Genomic DNA, 16,533 nt, shown 5'->3' with positions numbered 1-16,533 from the left:
CGCCTGCTGCGTGATGTCGCCGAGAACCGTGAACTCGGAGACGTCACCACACTCACCGACTCCTCGGTCATGGACCTCATCCAGACCCAGCTCCCTTCGTCCTCCTCCGAGGACTGAGAGAGACCTGAGAAAGGGACAGGCCAGAGGCAGAGGCCTGACAGGCAGAGGCTGAGGCCTGTCCGCAGGCCGGTAACGGCAGCAGGGGTCCACCTCCCCGAAGGGCATCCGGAAACGCGCCGGATGCCCTTCGGGCATTTAGTGTGAAGATCACCACTGTGAAGATCACCACTGCTGAAATCCACCGCTCAGGGCCCCGCACACCCCGCCCCGGGTAGAGTGGCCGCTGGTCAACAACACGACAAGAAGTCTCCAAAGGGTGTGCCGGGAAGTCTGGTCGGCAAGTGCATCAGCCATGCCGTCGCTGCCGTACCCACCCGGAGGTCCCACTCGTGGCCGCGCCCACTCCCTCACCCCGCCGCACCTTCCTGGGACGCCTCTCGCTCCCGGAGCGGAACTTCCTCGCCGACGCCCTGCGCACCGAAACCGTCGGCGGAGTCATCCTGCTGGTCGCCGCGGTGGCCGCGCTGATCTGGGCAAACACCTTCGGATCGAGCTACACGACCGTCAGCCACCTGCACTTTGGACCCGAGGCGCTCGGACTGCACCTCTCCGTGGCGCACTGGGCGGCCGACGGTCTGCTCGCGATCTTCTTCTTCGTCGCGGGCGCCGAGCTCAAACGCGAACTCGTCGCAGGTGAGCTGCGGGACCCCAAGGCCGCCGTCCTCCCGGTCGTCGCCGCGCTCTGCGGGATGGCCGTGCCCGCGGTCGTCTACACCCTGGTGACGGTGTTCGGGGACGGCTCCACCAGCGGCTGGGCCGTCCCCACGGCTACCGACATCGCCTTCGCGCTCGCGGTCCTCGCCGTCATCGGCACCTCGCTGCCGTCCGCGCTCCGGGCGTTCCTGCTGACCCTCGCCGTCGTCGACGACCTGTTCGCGATCCTGATCATCGCGGTCTTCTTCACCGAGAACATCAACTTCCTCGCGCTCATCTGCGCCTTCGCCGGCCTCGCCGTCTTCTACCTTCTGCTGCGGTTCAACGTGCGCGGCTGGTACGTCTACCTGCCACTGGCCCTGGTCATCTGGGGGCTGATGTACAACAGCGGCATCCACGCCACCATCGCCGGTGTCGCGATGGGCCTGATGCTGCGCTGCACGAGGGGCGAGGGCGAGGAGCACTCCCCCGGTGAGCGGATCGAGCACCTGGTCCGCCCGCTGTCGGCCGGTCTCGCCGTACCGCTGTTCGCGCTCTTCTCCGCCGGGGTCTCGCTGTCCGGCGGCGCGCTGGCCGGCGTGTTCACCCGGCCCGAGACGCTCGGTGTCGTGCTGGGGCTCGTCGTCGGCAAGACGATAGGGATCTTCGGCGGTACGTGGCTGGCCACCCGGTTCACCAGGGCGGAGCTGAACAAGGACCTGGCCTGGGCCGATGTCTTCGCGGTCGCCGCACTCGCCGGCATCGGCTTCACCGTCTCGCTGCTGATCGGCGAGCTCGCCTTCACCGGCGACGACGACATGATCAACGAGATCAAGGCCTCGGTTCTGCTCGGCTCCCTGATTGCCGCCGTACTCTCCGGTGTACTGCTCAAACTCCGGGTACGCAGATACCGGGCGCTCTCCGACGCGGAGGAGCTCGACGAAGACGAATCCGGGGTACCGGACATCTACGAACAGGACGATCCGGAGTACCACCTGCGGATGGCCGCCATCCATGAGAGGAAGGCGGCCGAGCACCGCCGCCTTGCCCAACAGGCGGGGGCAGCGAGCAACAAGCCGGACAGTCCGGCATGATCTGACTTCGGATGTGTTGAACGTCGGATGTGTTGAACAGGAGAGGGAGTCAGGGATGAGCGACCCCGGCAATTACGCGGGCAGCACCGACCGCAGTCTCGGCCAGCTGGTTGCCTCGGCGACGGCCGAGCTTTCGGCGCTGGTGCACGACGAGATTGCCCTGGCCAAGGCCGAGGTGCGACAGGACGTCAAGCGTGGCGTCATCGGCAGTGTGGCGTTCATCGTCACGGGTGTGCTGATCCTGTTCGCGATCCCGGTGCTGAGCTTCGCGGCCGCGTACGGAATCCACAACCTCGGGCTGGGGCTGGCCTGGTCGTTCCTGATCGTGGGCGGCGCGTTCATCCTGCTGGGGATCCTGCTCGCGCTCTTCGGCTACGCCAAGTTCAAGAAGGTCAAGCCGCCGGAGAAGTCCATCGCATCGGCGAAGCAGACCGCCGCGGTCCTCCAGGGCGTCAAGCCGCACCCGCGTCCGGGCATCGCAGCGGACGCGATCCTCCCGGCGGGCGGCAGCACACTTTCGGACAAGGCCATCGAGAACGTTCCGGTCCAGGACAAGGCGTCAGCTGTGGCACGCTCATCCACATGACGGTCCCCGATTCCAGCGCATTCGGCCCAACAGGCCCGGACGACCGGGCGGGCCACGCGGGGCCGGGCGGCCTCGCAGACCCTTCAGCGGCGCCGCCACCCCCGGTCTCAGCGCCTTTCACCGGCCCGCTGGGCCCCGCGGCTGCTTCCGGTGGCCCCGTCCGCCTGGACGGCCCCTGGACACACCGGGACGTCGCAGCCAACGGTGCCCGCTTCCACATCGCCGAAATGGGCGACGGGCCACTGGTCCTGCTGCTGCACGGCTTCCCGCAGTTCTGGTGGACCTGGCGCCACCAGCTGCCCGCGCTCGCCGAGGCCGGGTACCGGGCGGTGTCGATGGACCTGCGCGGTGTGGGCGGCAGCGACCGCACGCCCCGGGGTTACGACCCGGCCAACCTCGCGCTGGACATCACGGGCGTGATCCGTTCGCTGGGCGAGCCGGACGCCGCCCTGGTCGGCCACGACATGGGCGGCTACCTCGCGTGGACGGCCGCGGTGATGCGCCCGAAGCTGGTGCGCCGGCTGGTGGTCTCCTCGATGCCGCATCCGCGCCGGTGGCGTTCCTCGATGCTCTCCGACTTCGCGCAGTCCCGCGCGGGCTCGTACATCTGGGGCTTCCAGCGGCCGTGGGTGCCGGAGCGTCAGCTCGTGGCGGACGAAGCGGCTTTGGTCGGGCGGCTGATCCACGACTGGGCGGGGCCGCGGACCGCGGAATTCCCCGACGACCCGACGGTGGACGTCTACCGGCGCGCCATGTCCATCCCGTCGACGGCGCACTGCTCGATCGAGCCGTACCGCTGGATGGTGCGTTCGCTGGCGCGCCCCGACGGCATCCAGTTCAACCGGCGCATGAAGCGGCCGGTGCGGGTACCCACGCTGCATCTGCACGGTTCACTCGATCCGGCGGTCCGCACCCGGAGTTCGGCGGGGTCCGGCGAGTACGTCGAGGCACCGTACCGTTGGCGACTTTTCGACGGTCTGGGGCACTTCCCCCACGAGGAGGACCCGGCAGGGTTCTCGGCCGAACTCATCAGCTGGCTCAAGGATTCCGAGCCCGACCGCTAGCCGATGCGTACGCGTGTCCTACGAACAGCCACTTGCCTGACGCATAGGCCAATTGGCTGACGGATGGGCGGTTACCGACCATGAGCCACGGGCAGACGTCGGGGTATGGGCTGGACGCACGACTTCAGTGACGCAGCACGCAATCGTCGCTCGACCGCCACGGCGGGTCCGGGCACTCATGAGGGGGGCGGCCTCCAGGGCCGGGTGCACGCTATGCATGTTCTGCATGATCCCCGGCTCGGCATTCCGCGCATCATCCGCCGCCGGGCCCGCTGGGTCTCGGCGCGGCTGCGCCACCCGCGCGGATGACCTGGCGACCTCCCCGGACGGCCTCGCGGCCTCCGCGGACGACCTGCCGGTCTCCCACCGCGGCCCGCTGAGGGCATCGCCCTCCGGCCGACCGGTCCCCGGCCCCGGCCCCGGAGGACCGTTCGTTCCTTCGGCGTACAGCACGCACGCCCGACTCTTCGCCGCACGGCAGAAACGGGCCTTCGCCGCACAGCACACCCGCCCGGCTCTTCGGCCTACAGCGCGCACGCCTGGCTGTCGACCTGCTGGTTGGCAGTGCGGCCCTGCTCGATGTCCTCGCGGATCTCGTCGGCGGTCAGGGCATAGCCGGTGTCCGGGTCGTCGAGCGACTTGGCGAAGACGACTCCGTACACCTTGCCCTGGGGGGTCAGCAGCGGTCCGCCGGAGTTCCCCTGACGGACCGTCGCGAAGAGTGAGTAGACGTCGCGTCGGACGGTGCCCCGGCGGTAGATGTCCGGGCCGTTGGCGTCGATACGGGCGCGGACCCGTGCGGAGCGCACGTCGTACGCGCCGTTCTCCGGAAAGCCCGCGACAATCGCACTGTTCCCGGTCCCGGCGTCGTGGTCGGTGTCGGTGAACGCCAGCGGCTTCGCGTCGAGATCCGGGACGTCGAGCACGGCGATGTCACGCCGCCAGTCGTAGAGCACGACCTTCGCGTCGTACAGCCGCCCCTGACCGCCGATCTGGACGGTCGGCTCGTCGACGCCGCCGACGACGTGGGCGTTGGTCATCACCCGGCGGTCGGAGAAGACGAAGCCGGTGCCTTCGAGGACCTTGCCGCAGCTCGGGGCCGTACCGACGACCTTCACGATCGACTGCTTGGCGCGGGCCGCGACCGGGCTGCCCGCGAGCGCCGGGTCGGGCGCCCTGACCTCGGTGATCGGCTCGTTGGCGAAGGGGCTGAAGACCTGCGGGAAGCCGTTCTGCGCGAGGACCGAGGAGAAGTCCGTGAACCAGGTGGAGGCCTGGGGCGGCATCACGCGGGAGATCCCGAGCAGGACCGAGGAGTTGCGGACCTCCTTGCCCAGCGTCGGCAGCGACGTGCCTGCCAGTGCGGAGCCGATCAGCCAGGACACCAGCAGCATCGCCACGACGTTCACCAGGGAGCCACCGGTCGCGTCCACGGCACGCGCGGGCGACCACGTGATGTACCGGCGGAGCTTGTTGCCCAGATGGGTGGTGAAGGCCTGGCCGACCGAGGCGCACACGATCACGATGACGACCGCGACCACGGCGGCCGTGGAGGAGACATCGGAACCGTCCGTCACCTGGTCCCACAGGACCGGCAGCAGATAGACGGCGACGAGACCGCCGCCCAGGAACCCGATCACCGACAGAATGCCGACGACGAACCCCTGGCGGTATCCGATGACCGCGAACCACACGGCGCCGGCCAGCAGCAGGAAGTCCAGCACGTTCACCGTCTATAGCCTCGCAGATTCGTCACCCGGCCCGTACGTCTCTCTGGGTCCGGGCGGGCCGGAGCAGCGGAGCACGGGAGTCAGCCTGTCATGTGCGCCAGTCGAGCGGCACCTGCTTGGCCCTGTCCCAGGGGCGCTCCCAGCCCGCGAAGTGCAGGATCCGGTCGATCACGCCGGCCGTGAAGCCCCATACGAGTGCGGATTCGACCAGAAATGCCGGGCCCTGATGACCGCTGGGGTGGACGGCCGTCGCCCGGTTGGCCGGGTCCGTGAGATCCGCCACGGGGACCGTGAAGACCCGTGCGGTCTCCGCCGGGTCGACGACCCCCACCGGACTGGGCGAACGCCACCAGCCGAGAACCGGTGTCACCACGAAGCTGCTCACGGGGATGTAGAGCCGGGGCAGCACGCCGAAGAGCTGCACACCGTGCGGATCGAGGCCCGTCTCCTCCTCGGCCTCCCGCAGTGCGGCCCTGAGCGGACCCGTCGTCGCCTGATCGCCGTCCTCCGGGTCCAGGGAGCCGCCGGGGAAGGAGGGCTGCCCGGGGTGCGAGCGCAGGCTCCCGGCGCGCTCCATCAGGAGCAGTTCGGGCCCGCGCGCACCCTCGCCGAAGAGGACCAGGACGGCCGACTGCCGCCCCGCCCCGCTCTCGGGCGGCAGGAAGCGGCTGAGCTGCTGCGGCTCGACGGTGCGCGCGGCGTGGGCGACCGGGTCCAGCCAGCCGGGCAGGCCGTCGGTGGTGACGGTGATCGAGGCGTCGCGGCCGGCACCGTCGCCGCCCGCGGCCGACGCGACGGCGTCCGCCGCGTCCGTGCTGTGTTCATGCGTCTTCATGGGCACCCCTCGTCTCACAACGCCTGTCGTCACGCATTTCGTTCCGGAGCGGCGCTTCGGGTCAGTCGGCGCCGAGGGCGGGGGCAGGGGCGCCCGGGTAGTCCGGCGGCGGGCTCAGCCGCTGGCCGGGCCGGCCCCCCATCTCGTACTTCAGCAGCTTCCGCGCCTTCTCGGGATCCGTTTCGCCCTCCCCGTACGCGGGGCAGAGCGGGGCGATCGGACAGGCGCCGCAGGCGGGCTTGCGGGCGTGACAGATACGGCGGCCGTGGAAGACGACGCGGTGCGAGAGCATCGTCCACTCGCTCTTCGGGAAGATCGCCGCGACATCCGCCTCGACCTTCACCGGGTCCTCCTGCTCGGTCCACTTCCAGCGGCGCACCAGCCGTCCGAAGTGGGTGTCGACAGTGATGCCGGGGACACCGAAGGCGTTGCCGAGGACGACGTTGGCGGTCTTGCGGCCGACCCCCGGCAGCGTCACGAGGTCCGCGAGCCGTCCGGGCACCTCGCCGCCGAAGTTGTCCCGGAGGGCGACGGAGAGGCCCATCAGCGACTTGGTCTTGGCCCGGAAGAAGCCGGTCGGCCGGATGAGCTCTTCCATCTCCTCCGGGACGGCCGCGGCCATGTCCTCGGGGGTGGGGTAGGCGGCGAAGAGCGCGGGGGTGGTCTGGTTGACCCTCAAGTCGGTGGTCTGGGCGGAGAGGACCGTGGCGACGAGAAGCTCGAACGCGTTCCTGAAGTCCAGCTCCGGGTGGGCGTACGGGTAGAGCTCGGCCAGCTCACGGTTGATCCGGCGGGCCCTGCGGACCATGGCCAGGTGCGATTCCGGCTTGGAACCGGGCTTGGGAGCGGCCTTGGGGGTGGCTCCGGCTTTCGGCTCTGCCTCGGGCTTCGGCTTGGCTCCGGACTTGGCCTTCGGCTTGGCTGCGGGCTTGGCTCCGGACTTGGCCTTCGGCTTGGCTGCGGGCTTGGCTCCGGACTTGGCCTTCGGCTTGGACACGGCTCCTGCCCCCCGTTCGGGCTTCGGATTCGTCACCCGCGCCGACCTATTTGTCGTATTTTTCGGTTCACTCGCACCCTGTTCGCCCACAGCGGAATTACGCCCTTCCGACACCCCATCAGCCCCCTTGGCCTGCGCTCTCACCGGCGTTCTGGACACCCGGCCAGCCTAGAGCCAGCCACTGACATCCGCCCCGGTCACTGGCGATCCACCCCCAATCGGCCCCCTGCCGTACGTTCCGGCACGCGCGTGCGTCAAACTGGTTTGTGATTGATCGCACTGTTTTACCGTCCGGCATGATGGGGACCACGGTTCCCTGAACAGGCCGACAAGGAGAGAACTCGTGGACGACGTTCTGCGGCGCGCCCCGCTTTTCGCGGCGCTCGATGACGAGCAGGCCGCGGAGCTCCGCGCCTCGATGAGTGAGGTGACCCTCGCGCGCGGCGACGCGCTGTTCCACGAGGGTGACCCGGGTGACCGCCTCTATGTGGTCACCGAGGGCAAGGTGAAGCTCCACCGCACCTCCCCCGACGGCCGCGAGAACATGCTGGCGGTCCTCGGCCCCGGCGAGCTGATCGGTGAGCTGTCGCTCTTCGACCCCGGCCCGCGTACCGCCACCGCGACCGCACTGACCGAGGTGAAGCTCCTCGGCCTCGGCCACGGTGACCTGCAACCCTGGCTGAACGTGCGCCCCGAGGTGGCCACGGCCCTGCTGCGTGCCGTCGCCCGGCGCCTGCGCAAGACCAACGACCAGATGTCCGACCTGGTCTTCTCCGACGTTCCGGGCCGTGTCGCCCGCGCCCTCCTGGACCTGTCGCGCCGCTTCGGCGTCCAGTCCGAGGAAGGCATCCACGTCGTGCACGACCTCACCCAGGAGGAGCTGGCCCAGCTGGTCGGCGCCTCCCGCGAGACGGTCAACAAGGCCCTCGCCGACTTCGCCGGCCGCGGCTGGCTGCGGCTGGAGGCCCGTGCGGTGATCCTGCTCGACGTGGAGCGGCTGGCCAAGCGGTCCCGCTGACCGTCCCGCACAGCGCCGCGAGGGGCCCCGCCGACACCGGCGGGGCCCCTCGCGCGTGACCGTGCCCGCACCCGTTCACGCAGCAGGCGCTCAGATCAGGCCGTGCTCCTTCAGGTACTCCAGCTGCGCCCGCACCGAGAGCTCCGCCGCCGGCCACAGTGACCGGTCCACGTCCGCGTACACGTGCGCCACCACCTCCGACGACGTCCGGTACCCCGCCTCCACGGCCGTCTCCACCTGGGCCAGCCGGTTCGCGCGGTGCGCCAGGTAGAACTCGACCGCACCCTGCGCGTCGTCGAGCACCGGCCCGTGCCCCGGCAGCACCGTGTGCACCCCGTCGTCGACCGTCAGCGAGCGCAGCCGCCGCAGCGAGTCGAGGTAGTCCCCCAGCCGCCCGTCCGGATGCGCGACCAGCGTCGTGCCGCGGCCGAGGATCGTGTCCCCGGTCAGCACCGCGCGGTCGGCGGGCAGATGGAACGAGAGCGAATCCCCGGTGTGCCCCGGGGTCGGCACCACGTACATCTCAAGACCGCCGGTCGTGATCACGTCGCCCGTGCCCAGGCCCTCGTCCCCGAGACGCAGTGCGGGGTCCAGGGCGCGCACCTTCGTGCGCGTCAGCTCGGCGAACCGGGCCGCGCCCTCGGCGTGGTCGGGGTGTCCGTGGGTGAGGAGCGTGAGCGCGATCCGGCGCCCCGTCCGCTCCGCGGCGTCGATGACGGCCCGCAGGTGGGTGTCGTCCAGCGGCCCCGGGTCGATGACCACCGCGAGATCGGAGTCGGGCTCGGCGACGATCCAGGTGTTGGTGCCGTCCAGCGTCATCGCCGACGCGTTGGGCGCCAGGACGTTGACCGTACGGGTGGTGGCGGGGCCGGACAGCACCCCGCCGCGCGGCTGCCCGGGCAGCGCTGCCGCGTTGCTCATGCCGCCCCACCGCCCGTTCCGCCCGCCGGGATGTGTTTGGTGAACTCCTCGTGCCCGGGCCAGCTCAGCACCAGCTCGTCACCCTCCAGACGGGCCTGTGCGAGTACGGGGGCGAGGTCCTGGGCCGATGCCGCCTCCAGCGCCTGCGCGGCGGTGGCGTACCTCCTGAGCCCACGCAGCGTCGAGACGGTCGGCGGCATCATCAGCAGTTCGCCGCGGTCGTAGCCGTCGGCCGCCTCGCCGGCGACGGTCCACACCGTGCGGTCGGCCTCCGTGGAGGCGTTGCGGGTGCGCTGGCCGGCGGGGAGCGCGGCCACGAAGAACCAGGTGTCGTAGCGGCGCGGTTCGAACTCCGGAGTGATCCAGCGCGCCCACGCGCCGAGCAGGTCCGAGCGCAGGACCAGCCCGCGCCGCTCCAGGAACGCGGCGAACGACAGCTCGCGCGCGACCAGCGCCTCTCGGTCGGCCTCCCAGTCCGCGCCTGTGGTGTCCGTGACGACGGTGTCCGCGGTCGGCCCCGCGAGCAGGACGCCCGCCTCCTCGTACGTCTCGCGGACCGCCGCGCAGACGATCGCCTGCGCCTCGGCCGGCGTGGCGACACCGAGCCGCTCCGCCCAGCTCTCCAGCGTGGGCCCGGCCCAGCCGACGAGCCGGTCGTCGTCGCGCGGGTCGACCCCGCCACCCGGATAGGCGTACGCCCCTCCGGCAAAGGCCATCGAGGTGCGCCGGCGCAGCATGTGGACAGTGGGCCCGCCCCCGGTACCCGGGGCGCCGTCCCGGAGCAGCATCACGGTGGCGGCCCGGCGGGGGGTCGCGGCCGTCAGCTCGCCGGTGGCGAGGGCCCGGATCCGGTCGGGCCATTCCGGTGGGTACCACTGACCATTGGACATGGCCGGAGGCTATCCGGAACCGCCACGATGTTCGAGGGGGTCGGTGATCCGTACATGCCCTGTACACAGATGCCGGCTCCCGCCCCGGCGCGCGCCTTCACGGTTCCGCACACAGACGATCCCGCCCGGTCGTCGTGACCGGGCGGGATCGGAAGCGAACGGGCGGCGCGGGGCCTGCCGCAGTGCGGCTCAGGCTTCGGTCAGCTCGACCTGGACCTCGACCTCGACCGGTGCGTCCAGCGGCAGCACCGCGACGCCCACGGCGCTGCGGGCGTGCACACCCTTGTCGCCGAGGACCGCTCCGAGCAGTTCGCTCGCGCCGTTGATCACGGCGGGCTGGCCCGTGAAGTCGGTGGCGGATGCGACGAAACCGACGACCTTCACGACGCGCGCGATCCGGTCCAGGTCGCCGGCGACCGACTTCACCGCGGCCAGCGCGTTGAGCGCGCAGGTCTTCGCCAGCTCCTTGGCCTCGTCGGGCGTGACCTCGGCGCCGACCTTGCCGGTGACGGCGAGCTTGCCGTCCACCATCGGCAGCTGGCCCGAGGTGTACACGTACACCCCGGACTGCACGGCCGGCTGGTACGAAGCCAGCGGCGGCACGACGTCCGGCAGGGACAGCCCGAGCTCGGCGAGCCGCGCCTCGACGGCGCCCGCCACTACTGCTTCTCCCGCTTCAGGTAGGCCACGAGCTGCTCGGGGTTGTTCGGGCCGGGAACGACCTGGACCAGCTCCCAGCCGTCCTCGCCCCAGGTGTCCAGAATCTGCTTGGTCGCGTGCACGAGAAGGGGCACGGTCGCGTATTCCCACTTGGTCATGGCCCGACTGTAATGCCTGTCCGATCCACGGGACGCGCAGCCTCGTGCGTAGCCTGCGGTGTGACTGGTTAGGCTCGAATACGTGAGCAGGTTCCAGGTCGTCAGCGGCAAGGGCGGTACCGGTAAGACCACGGTTGCCGCCGCCCTCGCGCTCGCCCTCGCGACCGAGGGCAGGCGCACCCTCCTCGTCGAGGTCGAGGGCAGACAGGGCATCGCCCAGCTCTTCGAGGCGGACTCCCTCCCCTACGAAGAGCGCAAGATCGCCGTGGCGCCGGGCGGCGGGGAGGTGCACGCCCTCGCGATCGACGCCGAACGCGCTCTCCTGGACTACCTCCAGATGTTCTACAAACTCGGCAGCGCGGGCCGGGCGCTCAAGAAGCTCGGCGCGATCGACTTCGCCACCACGATCGCTCCCGGCGTCCGGGACGTCCTGCTGACCGGCAAGGCGTGCGAGGCAGTGCGCCGCAAGGACAAGCAGAACCGGTTCGTCTACGACTACGTGATCATGGATGCCCCGCCGACCGGCCGCATCACCCGCTTCCTCAACGTGAACGACGAGGTGGCGGGACTGGCCCGGATCGGCCCGATACACAATCAGGCGCAGGCCGTCATGCGCGTACTGAAGTCCCCGGAGACCGCGGTCCATCTGGTGACCCTCCTGGAGGAGATGCCGGTCCAGGAGACCGCGGACGGCATCGCCGAGCTCCAGGCGGCCGAGCTGCCGGTGGGCCGGGTCATCGTGAACATGGTGCGCCCGCACCTGCTGGACGAGGACGCGCTGCGCACCGCGGCCGGCGGCCGCCGCAAGGAGATCGCCAAGACGCTGACCCGGGCAGGTGTGACCGGCTCCGCGGGCCTCGTGCGCCCGCTGGTCGAGCAGGCCGCCGAGCATGCCCAGCGGGTCGAGCTGGAGCGCGAGCAGCGCGCCGTACTGACCGAGCTCGGGCTGCCGGGTTACGAACTCCCGCTGATCGGCGAGGGCGTGGACCTGGCCGGGTTGTACGACCTGGCGATGGAGCTCCGCAAGCAAGGTGCGGGCGAAGGGGCGGCGGGACACGGGGCGGGACGAGGGGCGGGTTCATGACATCGGACAGGAACCACGACGAGGGCAGCAACCACGACGGGGCCGCGACCGCAGACGGGACCACGCAGGCGACCGCCCCCGCCCTGGACACCGACGCCCTCCTCGACGACCCGGACATCCGGATCGTCGTGTGCTGCGGTTCGGGCGGGGTCGGCAAGACCACGACGGCCGCGGCGCTCGGCGTACGTGCGGCCGAGCGCGGCCGCAAGGTCGTCGTGCTCACCATCGACCCGGCCCGCAGGCTCGCCCAGTCCATGGGCATCGACTCGCTGGACAACATCCCGCGCCGGGTCGAGGGCATCGAGACGCAGGGCGCCGGTGAGCTGCACGCCATGATGCTCGACATGAAGCGGACCTTCGACGAGATCGTCGAGACGCACGCGGACGGCGAACGGGCCCGCGCGATCCTGGAAAACCCCTTCTACCAGTCCCTGTCGGCCGGCTTCGCGGGCACGCAGGAGTACATGGCGATGGAGAAGCTCGGTCAGCTGCGGGCGCGCGAGGAGTGGGACCTGATCGTCGTCGACACCCCGCCGTCGCGCTCCGCGCTGGATTTCCTGGACGCGCCGAAGCGGCTCGGCTCGTTCCTGGACGGGAAGTTCATCAAGCTGCTGATGGCCCCGGCGAAAATGGGCGGCCGGGCCGGGATGAAGTTCCTCAACGTGGGCATGTCGATGATGACCGGGACGCTCGGCAAGCTGCTGGGCGGCCAGTTCCTGCGGGACGTGCAGACGTTCGTCGCGGCGATGGACACCATGTTCGGCGGCTTCCGCACCCGCGCGGACGCCACGTACAAGCTGCTTCAGGCGCCGGGCACCGCGTTCCTCGTCGTCGCGACGCCGGAGCGGGACGCGCTCCGCGAGGCGGCGTACTTCGTGGAGCGGCTGGCCGCGGAGGACATGCCGCTGGCGGGTCTGGTCCTCAACCGGGTCCACGGCAGCGAGGCCGCCCGGCTCTCCGCCGAGCGCGCGCTGGCCGCCGCAGAAAATCTTGAGGCCGCGGGCATTGTGGATCAGAGGGCCGGGAAGGCTGGACTTCGTGGGACCGCCGACTCCCCCGAGGCCGGGACCGCACAGACCCCGAGCACCGCTGGAGCCATCACCCCCGACCCGTCCGCCGGAGCCGCCACCGCCGACCTGCCCGAGCATGCCTCGGAGCACGAGCCCGCCGACACACCCGAGGCCGGAGCCCCGGCTGACACCACGGACACCGCACAGCAGTCCACCGGCGCCGGGTCCGACGACGAACAGCAGTCTGTCGCGTCCGCCGAAAGGCAGTCCGCCGGGTCCGCTGTCTCCGTGGAGCAGCTGACTGTCGGTCTGCTGCATCTGCACGCGGAAAGAATGCAGGTGGTCGCGCGCGAACAGCACACACGCGACCGCTTCACCGCGTTGCATCCCGAGGTGGCCGTGACCGCGGTGGCCGCACTGCCCGGAGATGTCCATGACCTCGCAGGGCTGCGAGCCATCGGGGACCGGCTCGCGACCGGTTCTGCCCCGGCCGGAGCTGCGTAGTCACCCCGTCGTCCGTCCTGCCGCCCGGGCTACCCCACGGCTGCGAACGTCTCGTGCAGTTCGTCGTCCTCCAGCCCGATCGCCACGGGCAGGATGCCCGTGGACCGCTCGTACTCGCTGCGCGCGGTCTCCAACAGCCGGCGCCAGGACGTGACGGTCGGACGCCTGCGCAGCAGTGCGCGGCGCTCCCGCTCCGTCATCCCGCCCCACACGCCGAACTCGACGCGATTGTCCAGCGCATCGGCCAGGCACTCGGTCCGCACCGGGCATCCGGTGCACACCGCCTTGGCCCTGTTCTGCGCTGCCCCTTGTACGAACAGTTCATCCGGATCGGTAGTGCGGCAGGCTGCCTGCGCACTCCAGTCGGTTACCCAGCCCATCCCGGCGCCGTCCTCTCCCGAATCGAGGCTCCCCCACGGCGACAGCGGCATATTCACCGCTGCCAGTTGAGGACGTTACGGAAGGTGGCGACAGCACAACACCCCCTTCGGGCCCAATCTTGAATGGCCCGAACGGACTATGCGTATGCGGCAGATCACCCAGGGGAGTGAGGGGAGGACATGCGCGACCATCCCGGCAGAATCGGGACAGAACACCCGGGTCACAACGGACTTTCAAAGACACACGAGGCGATTTCGGGAGCGCCTGAACTCGTGGCCGGGTCATGCACAGGGCCATGCAGGGGGGTTGATACAAAACCGGACTGCTGTGACAGTTGAGAGCAGCTTAGGCCAAGGCATATACGTGTGTCCGGCGAATGAGAACGTAGGCTGCCCCCATGCCAAAGAAGCGCTCGGGCGGGGGTCTCACGACGACCCAGCAGGCCGCCAAGTTCCTCGGTGTCGCCGCACTCTCCGGAGTGGTCCTGGCAGGCATCGCGCTGCCGGCCGCCGGAGCACTGGGTCTCGCCGCCAAGGGGACGGTCGATGGATTCGACGAGATCCCGGCCAATCTCAAGACTCCGCCGCTGAGCCAGCGAACCACGATCCTGGACAACCAGGGCGGCCAGATCGCCACCGTCTACTCGCGTGACCGCACCGTGGTGCCGCTGAAGAGCATCTCGCCGTACATGCAGAAGGCGATCATCGCGATCGAGGACGCCCGCTTCTACGAGCACGGCGCGGTCGACCTCAAGGGCATCCTCCGCGCGATGAACCGCAACGTGCAGTCGGGCGGGACCGCGCAGGGCGCGTCGACCCTCACCCAGCAGTACGTGAAGAACGTCTTCGTCGAGGAGGCGGGCGACGACCCGGCCAAGGTCGCCGAGGCCACCCAGCAGACGCTCGGCCGCAAGGTCCAGGAGCTGAAGTACGCGATCCAGGTCGAGGAAGAACTCGGCAAGAAGAAGATCCTGGAGAACTACCTCAACATCACCTTCTTCGGACAGCAGGCGTACGGCGTCGAGGCGGCCTCCCAGCGCTACTTCTCCAAGCCGGCGAAGGACCTGAAGCTGGAGGAGGCGGCGCTGCTGGCCGGCATCGTGCAGTCACCCAGCCGCTACGACCCCGTCAACGACACGGAGGAGGCGACCAAGCGTCGCAACACCGTGCTCCAACGGATGGCGGATGTCGGGGACATCTCGGACGCGGAGGCCGTCAAGGCCAAGGAAACCCCCATCAAGCTGAAGGTCAAGCGCGCGCAGAACGGCTGCATCACCGCCGTCAGCGGCTCCGGCTTCTTCTGCGACTACGTACGGCAGATCGTCACCGGAGACCCCGCCTTCGGGAAGACCGCGAAGGAACGCGCCAAGCTCTGGGCGACCGGCGGGCTCACCATCAAGACGACACTCGACCCTCGGTCGCAGGCCGCCTCCAACCAGGCCGCCACCTCCCGGGTGAACAAGGACGACAAGATCGCCGACGCGGTCGTGCAGGTGAAGCCCGGCACCGGTCAGATCACGGCGATGGCCCAGTCCCGCCCGTACGGACTCGACCAGTCCAAGCACCAGACCGTGCTGAACCTCAACGTCGACCACAAGATGGGCGGCAGCTACGCCGGTTTCCAGGTGGGGTCGACCTTCAAGCCGATCACCGCGGCGGCGGCGCTGGAGAAGGGCATCAGCCCGGCGCAGAGCTTCACCACGGACCACCAGATCTCGCTCCCCGGTGACAGCTTCCACACCTGCGAGAACAAGCCCGCCGACACCCTGCCCTGGGAGGTGTCGAACGAGCTCGAGGAGGAGAAGGGCACCTTCGACATGACCAGCGCGCTGGGCAAGTCGATCAACACCTACTTCGCGAAGCTGGAGCAGAAGGCCGGCCTCTGCGAGACCCTCTCGATGGCGGACAAGGTCGGCTACATCCGCGGCAACAACAAGCCGCTGCAGCCGGTCGCCTCCACCACTCTCGGCGGCCAGGAGTCGACCCCGCTGGCGATGGCCTCGGTGTACGCCACCTTCGCCAACCGCGGCAAGTACTGCTCGCCGGTCGCGATCCTCTCGGTGACCAAGCCGGACGGGAAGCCGATCGACGTACCGAAGTCGACGTGCACGCAGGCCATGAGCGCGCACACGGCGGACACGATCAACCAGATGCTCAAGGGCGTCGTGGCGGACGGCACCGGCAAGAAGGCCGGTCTCGACGACCGTGACAACGCGGGCAAGACCGGTACCACCGACGAGCGCAAGAACGCCTGGTTCGTCGGCTACACGCCGAACCTGTCCACGGCGGTGTGGGTCGGCAGTGACGGTGCCAAGCAGATCCCGATGAGCAACATCACCATCGGCGGCCAGTACTACGACGACGTCTGCGGTGGCTGTCTGCCCGGTCCGATCTGGAAGACGGCGATGACCGGCTCCCTGAGCGTCTCGGAGACCCCGGCCTTCACCGCGGTCAACGTGCCGCGGGCGAAGCCGAAGGAAGACAAGGACAAGGACAAGGACAAGGGCAAGAACAAGCCCGGCGACGACGGCGACAACAAGCCGGGCGACGACGACCCCTTCCCCGGCATCAGCATCCCGCCGGACCTGATCGGCGGGAACAACGGTCACGCCCGCGGTCAGGACAACGGCGGGACGCGCGGTCCCTGACGCTCGCGGGCGTCGTCGGCCAGGCAGCTGCCGACTACGGCTGGACGGCGGTCCCTGACCTGTGTCGCTGTCGCTGTCGCTGTCGCAGACATGAAGGCGGGGCGCACCCGGTCCGGGTTGGCCCCGCCTTCATGCGTGCGGGCCATCCGCCGCCGGCTCAGCCCCCGAGAACCTTCTTGACCAGGCCCGCCACCCCGCCAC

The 16,533-nt window shown here is 69.9% G+C and carries 16 protein-coding genes; 8 read left to right on the top strand and 8 right to left on the bottom strand.

What is annotated here, in order from left to right; translation table 11 throughout:
• The first annotated feature begins 449 nt into the window (after positions 1-449).
• The 4 genes from nhaA (at position 450) to ACFVW8_RS33520 (ending at position 3,806) form a co-directional block, all read left to right on the top strand.
• The gene (gene nhaA / locus ACFVW8_RS33535) at positions 450-1,847 is read left to right on the top strand and encodes a Na+/H+ antiporter NhaA (RefSeq protein WP_389696780.1); all 1,398 of its coding nucleotides are present in this window, start codon (positions 450-452) and stop codon (positions 1,845-1,847) included.
• A gap of 55 nt (positions 1,848-1,902) precedes the next feature.
• Positions 1,903-2,433 carry a phage holin family protein gene (locus tag ACFVW8_RS33530; protein WP_389696778.1) on the top strand — a complete coding sequence of 177 codons (531 nt, stop codon included), beginning with the start codon at positions 1,903-1,905 and terminating at the stop codon, positions 2,431-2,433.
• Positions 2,430-3,497: an alpha/beta fold hydrolase gene (locus tag ACFVW8_RS33525; RefSeq protein WP_389696776.1), complete on the top strand. Its 1,068-nt coding sequence runs from the start codon at positions 2,430-2,432 to the stop codon at positions 3,495-3,497. Before ACFVW8_RS33530 ends, ACFVW8_RS33525 begins: the two co-directional genes overlap by 4 nt.
• Before the next feature lie 105 nt (positions 3,498-3,602).
• Complete coding sequence (locus tag ACFVW8_RS33520; protein WP_389696774.1) at positions 3,603-3,806, top strand: hypothetical protein; 204 nt, start codon at positions 3,603-3,605, stop codon at positions 3,804-3,806.
• A gap of 215 nt (positions 3,807-4,021) precedes the next feature.
• On the opposite strand, the gene ACFVW8_RS33515 is transcribed toward ACFVW8_RS33520, so the two are convergent.
• The 3 genes from ACFVW8_RS33515 to nth all read right to left on the bottom strand — a co-directional run bounded on the left by ACFVW8_RS33515 (position 4,022) and on the right by nth (position 7,059).
• Positions 4,022-5,227, bottom strand: a complete 1,206-nt coding sequence (locus ACFVW8_RS33515; protein ID WP_389696772.1) for a MarP family serine protease — start codon at positions 5,225-5,227, stop codon at positions 4,022-4,024.
• A gap of 88 nt (positions 5,228-5,315) precedes the next feature.
• On the bottom strand, positions 5,316-6,062 hold the full coding sequence (locus ACFVW8_RS33510; RefSeq protein ID WP_389696770.1) for an NUDIX hydrolase: 747 nt from the start codon (positions 6,060-6,062) through the stop codon (positions 5,316-5,318).
• Between the two features lie 61 nt (positions 6,063-6,123).
• Complete coding sequence (nth, locus tag ACFVW8_RS33505; protein WP_389696768.1) at positions 6,124-7,059, bottom strand: endonuclease III; 936 nt, start codon at positions 7,057-7,059, stop codon at positions 6,124-6,126.
• A 343-nt stretch (positions 7,060-7,402) separates the two neighbouring features.
• Here nth and ACFVW8_RS33500 point away from each other — a divergent pair, with 343 nt between their 5' ends.
• Complete coding sequence (locus ACFVW8_RS33500) at positions 7,403-8,077, top strand: Crp/Fnr family transcriptional regulator (RefSeq protein ID WP_123460131.1); 675 nt, start codon at positions 7,403-7,405, stop codon at positions 8,075-8,077.
• 90 nt (positions 8,078-8,167) lie between these two features.
• On the opposite strand, the gene ACFVW8_RS33495 is transcribed toward ACFVW8_RS33500, so the two are convergent.
• The 4 genes from ACFVW8_RS33495 to ACFVW8_RS33480 form a co-directional block, all read right to left on the bottom strand.
• The gene (locus ACFVW8_RS33495) at positions 8,168-8,998 is read right to left on the bottom strand and encodes an MBL fold metallo-hydrolase (protein WP_389696765.1); all 831 of its coding nucleotides are present in this window, start codon (positions 8,996-8,998) and stop codon (positions 8,168-8,170) included.
• Positions 8,995-9,888 carry an NUDIX hydrolase gene (locus tag ACFVW8_RS33490; protein ID WP_389696763.1) on the bottom strand — a complete coding sequence of 298 codons (894 nt, stop codon included), beginning with the start codon at positions 9,886-9,888 and terminating at the stop codon, positions 8,995-8,997. Before ACFVW8_RS33490 ends, ACFVW8_RS33495 begins: the two co-directional genes overlap by 4 nt.
• Positions 9,889-10,077: 189 nt before the next feature.
• Positions 10,078-10,548, bottom strand: coding sequence for a RidA family protein (locus ACFVW8_RS33485; protein WP_389696761.1), 471 nt, complete (start codon positions 10,546-10,548; stop codon positions 10,078-10,080).
• Positions 10,548-10,706, bottom strand: a complete 159-nt coding sequence (locus ACFVW8_RS33480) for a DUF4177 domain-containing protein (protein WP_003991873.1) — start codon at positions 10,704-10,706, stop codon at positions 10,548-10,550. Before ACFVW8_RS33480 ends, ACFVW8_RS33485 begins: the two co-directional genes overlap by 1 nt.
• Before the next feature lie 82 nt (positions 10,707-10,788).
• Between ACFVW8_RS33480 and ACFVW8_RS33475 the strand changes: the two genes are divergently transcribed.
• Together ACFVW8_RS33475 and ACFVW8_RS33470 are read left to right on the top strand one after the other, a co-directional pair.
• On the top strand, positions 10,789-11,790 hold the full coding sequence (locus ACFVW8_RS33475; RefSeq protein WP_389696759.1) for an ArsA family ATPase: 1,002 nt from the start codon (positions 10,789-10,791) through the stop codon (positions 11,788-11,790).
• Entirely contained in the window at positions 11,787-13,304 is a 1,518-nt protein-coding gene (locus ACFVW8_RS33470) for an ArsA-related P-loop ATPase (protein WP_389696757.1), read from the top strand. The genes ACFVW8_RS33475 and ACFVW8_RS33470 overlap by 4 nt, the downstream gene beginning before the upstream one ends.
• A gap of 29 nt (positions 13,305-13,333) precedes the next feature.
• Here ACFVW8_RS33470 and ACFVW8_RS33465 read toward each other — a convergent pair whose 3' ends face one another.
• Positions 13,334-13,684, bottom strand: coding sequence for a WhiB family transcriptional regulator (locus ACFVW8_RS33465; protein WP_018551136.1), 351 nt, complete (start codon positions 13,682-13,684; stop codon positions 13,334-13,336).
• A gap of 398 nt (positions 13,685-14,082) precedes the next feature.
• Here ACFVW8_RS33465 and ACFVW8_RS33460 point away from each other — a divergent pair, with 398 nt between their 5' ends.
• Entirely contained in the window at positions 14,083-16,332 is a 2,250-nt protein-coding gene (locus tag ACFVW8_RS33460) for a transglycosylase domain-containing protein (protein WP_389696754.1), read from the top strand.
• The last annotated feature ends 201 nt before the right edge of the window (positions 16,333-16,533 follow it).

It is taken from the genome of Streptomyces sp. NPDC058221, from assembly GCF_042882365.1.
Classification (GTDB): Bacteria; Actinomycetota; Actinomycetes; order Streptomycetales; family Streptomycetaceae; genus Streptomyces.
The sequence above is the reverse complement of the archived record's forward strand: the minus strand, read 5'-3'. Positions and strand labels throughout refer to the sequence as shown.

Bases quoted from the DNA above. Each gene is read 5' to 3' on its own strand.
- ACFVW8_RS33530 (WP_389696778.1), top strand. From the start codon at position 1,903: ATGAGCGACCCCGGCAATTACGCGGGCAGCACCGACCGCAGTCTCGGC.
- ACFVW8_RS33525 (WP_389696776.1), top strand. From the start codon at position 2,430: ATGACGGTCCCCGATTCCAGCGCATTCGGCCCAACAGGCCCGGACGAC.
- ACFVW8_RS33520 (WP_389696774.1), top strand. From the start codon at position 3,603: ATGGGCTGGACGCACGACTTCAGTGACGCAGCACGCAATCGTCGCTCG.
- ACFVW8_RS33510 (WP_389696770.1), bottom strand. From the start codon at position 6,062: ATGAAGACGCATGAACACAGCACGGACGCGGCGGACGCCGTCGCGTCG.
- ACFVW8_RS33495 (WP_389696765.1), bottom strand. From the start codon at position 8,998: ATGAGCAACGCGGCAGCGCTGCCCGGGCAGCCGCGCGGCGGGGTGCTG.
- ACFVW8_RS33490 (WP_389696763.1), bottom strand. From the start codon at position 9,888: ATGTCCAATGGTCAGTGGTACCCACCGGAATGGCCCGACCGGATCCGG.
- ACFVW8_RS33480 (WP_003991873.1), bottom strand. From the start codon at position 10,706: ATGACCAAGTGGGAATACGCGACCGTGCCCCTTCTCGTGCACGCGACC.
- ACFVW8_RS33470 (WP_389696757.1), top strand. From the start codon at position 11,787: ATGACATCGGACAGGAACCACGACGAGGGCAGCAACCACGACGGGGCC.
- ACFVW8_RS33465 (WP_018551136.1), bottom strand. From the start codon at position 13,684: ATGGGCTGGGTAACCGACTGGAGTGCGCAGGCAGCCTGCCGCACTACC.
- ACFVW8_RS33460 (WP_389696754.1), top strand. From the start codon at position 14,083: ATGCCAAAGAAGCGCTCGGGCGGGGGTCTCACGACGACCCAGCAGGCC.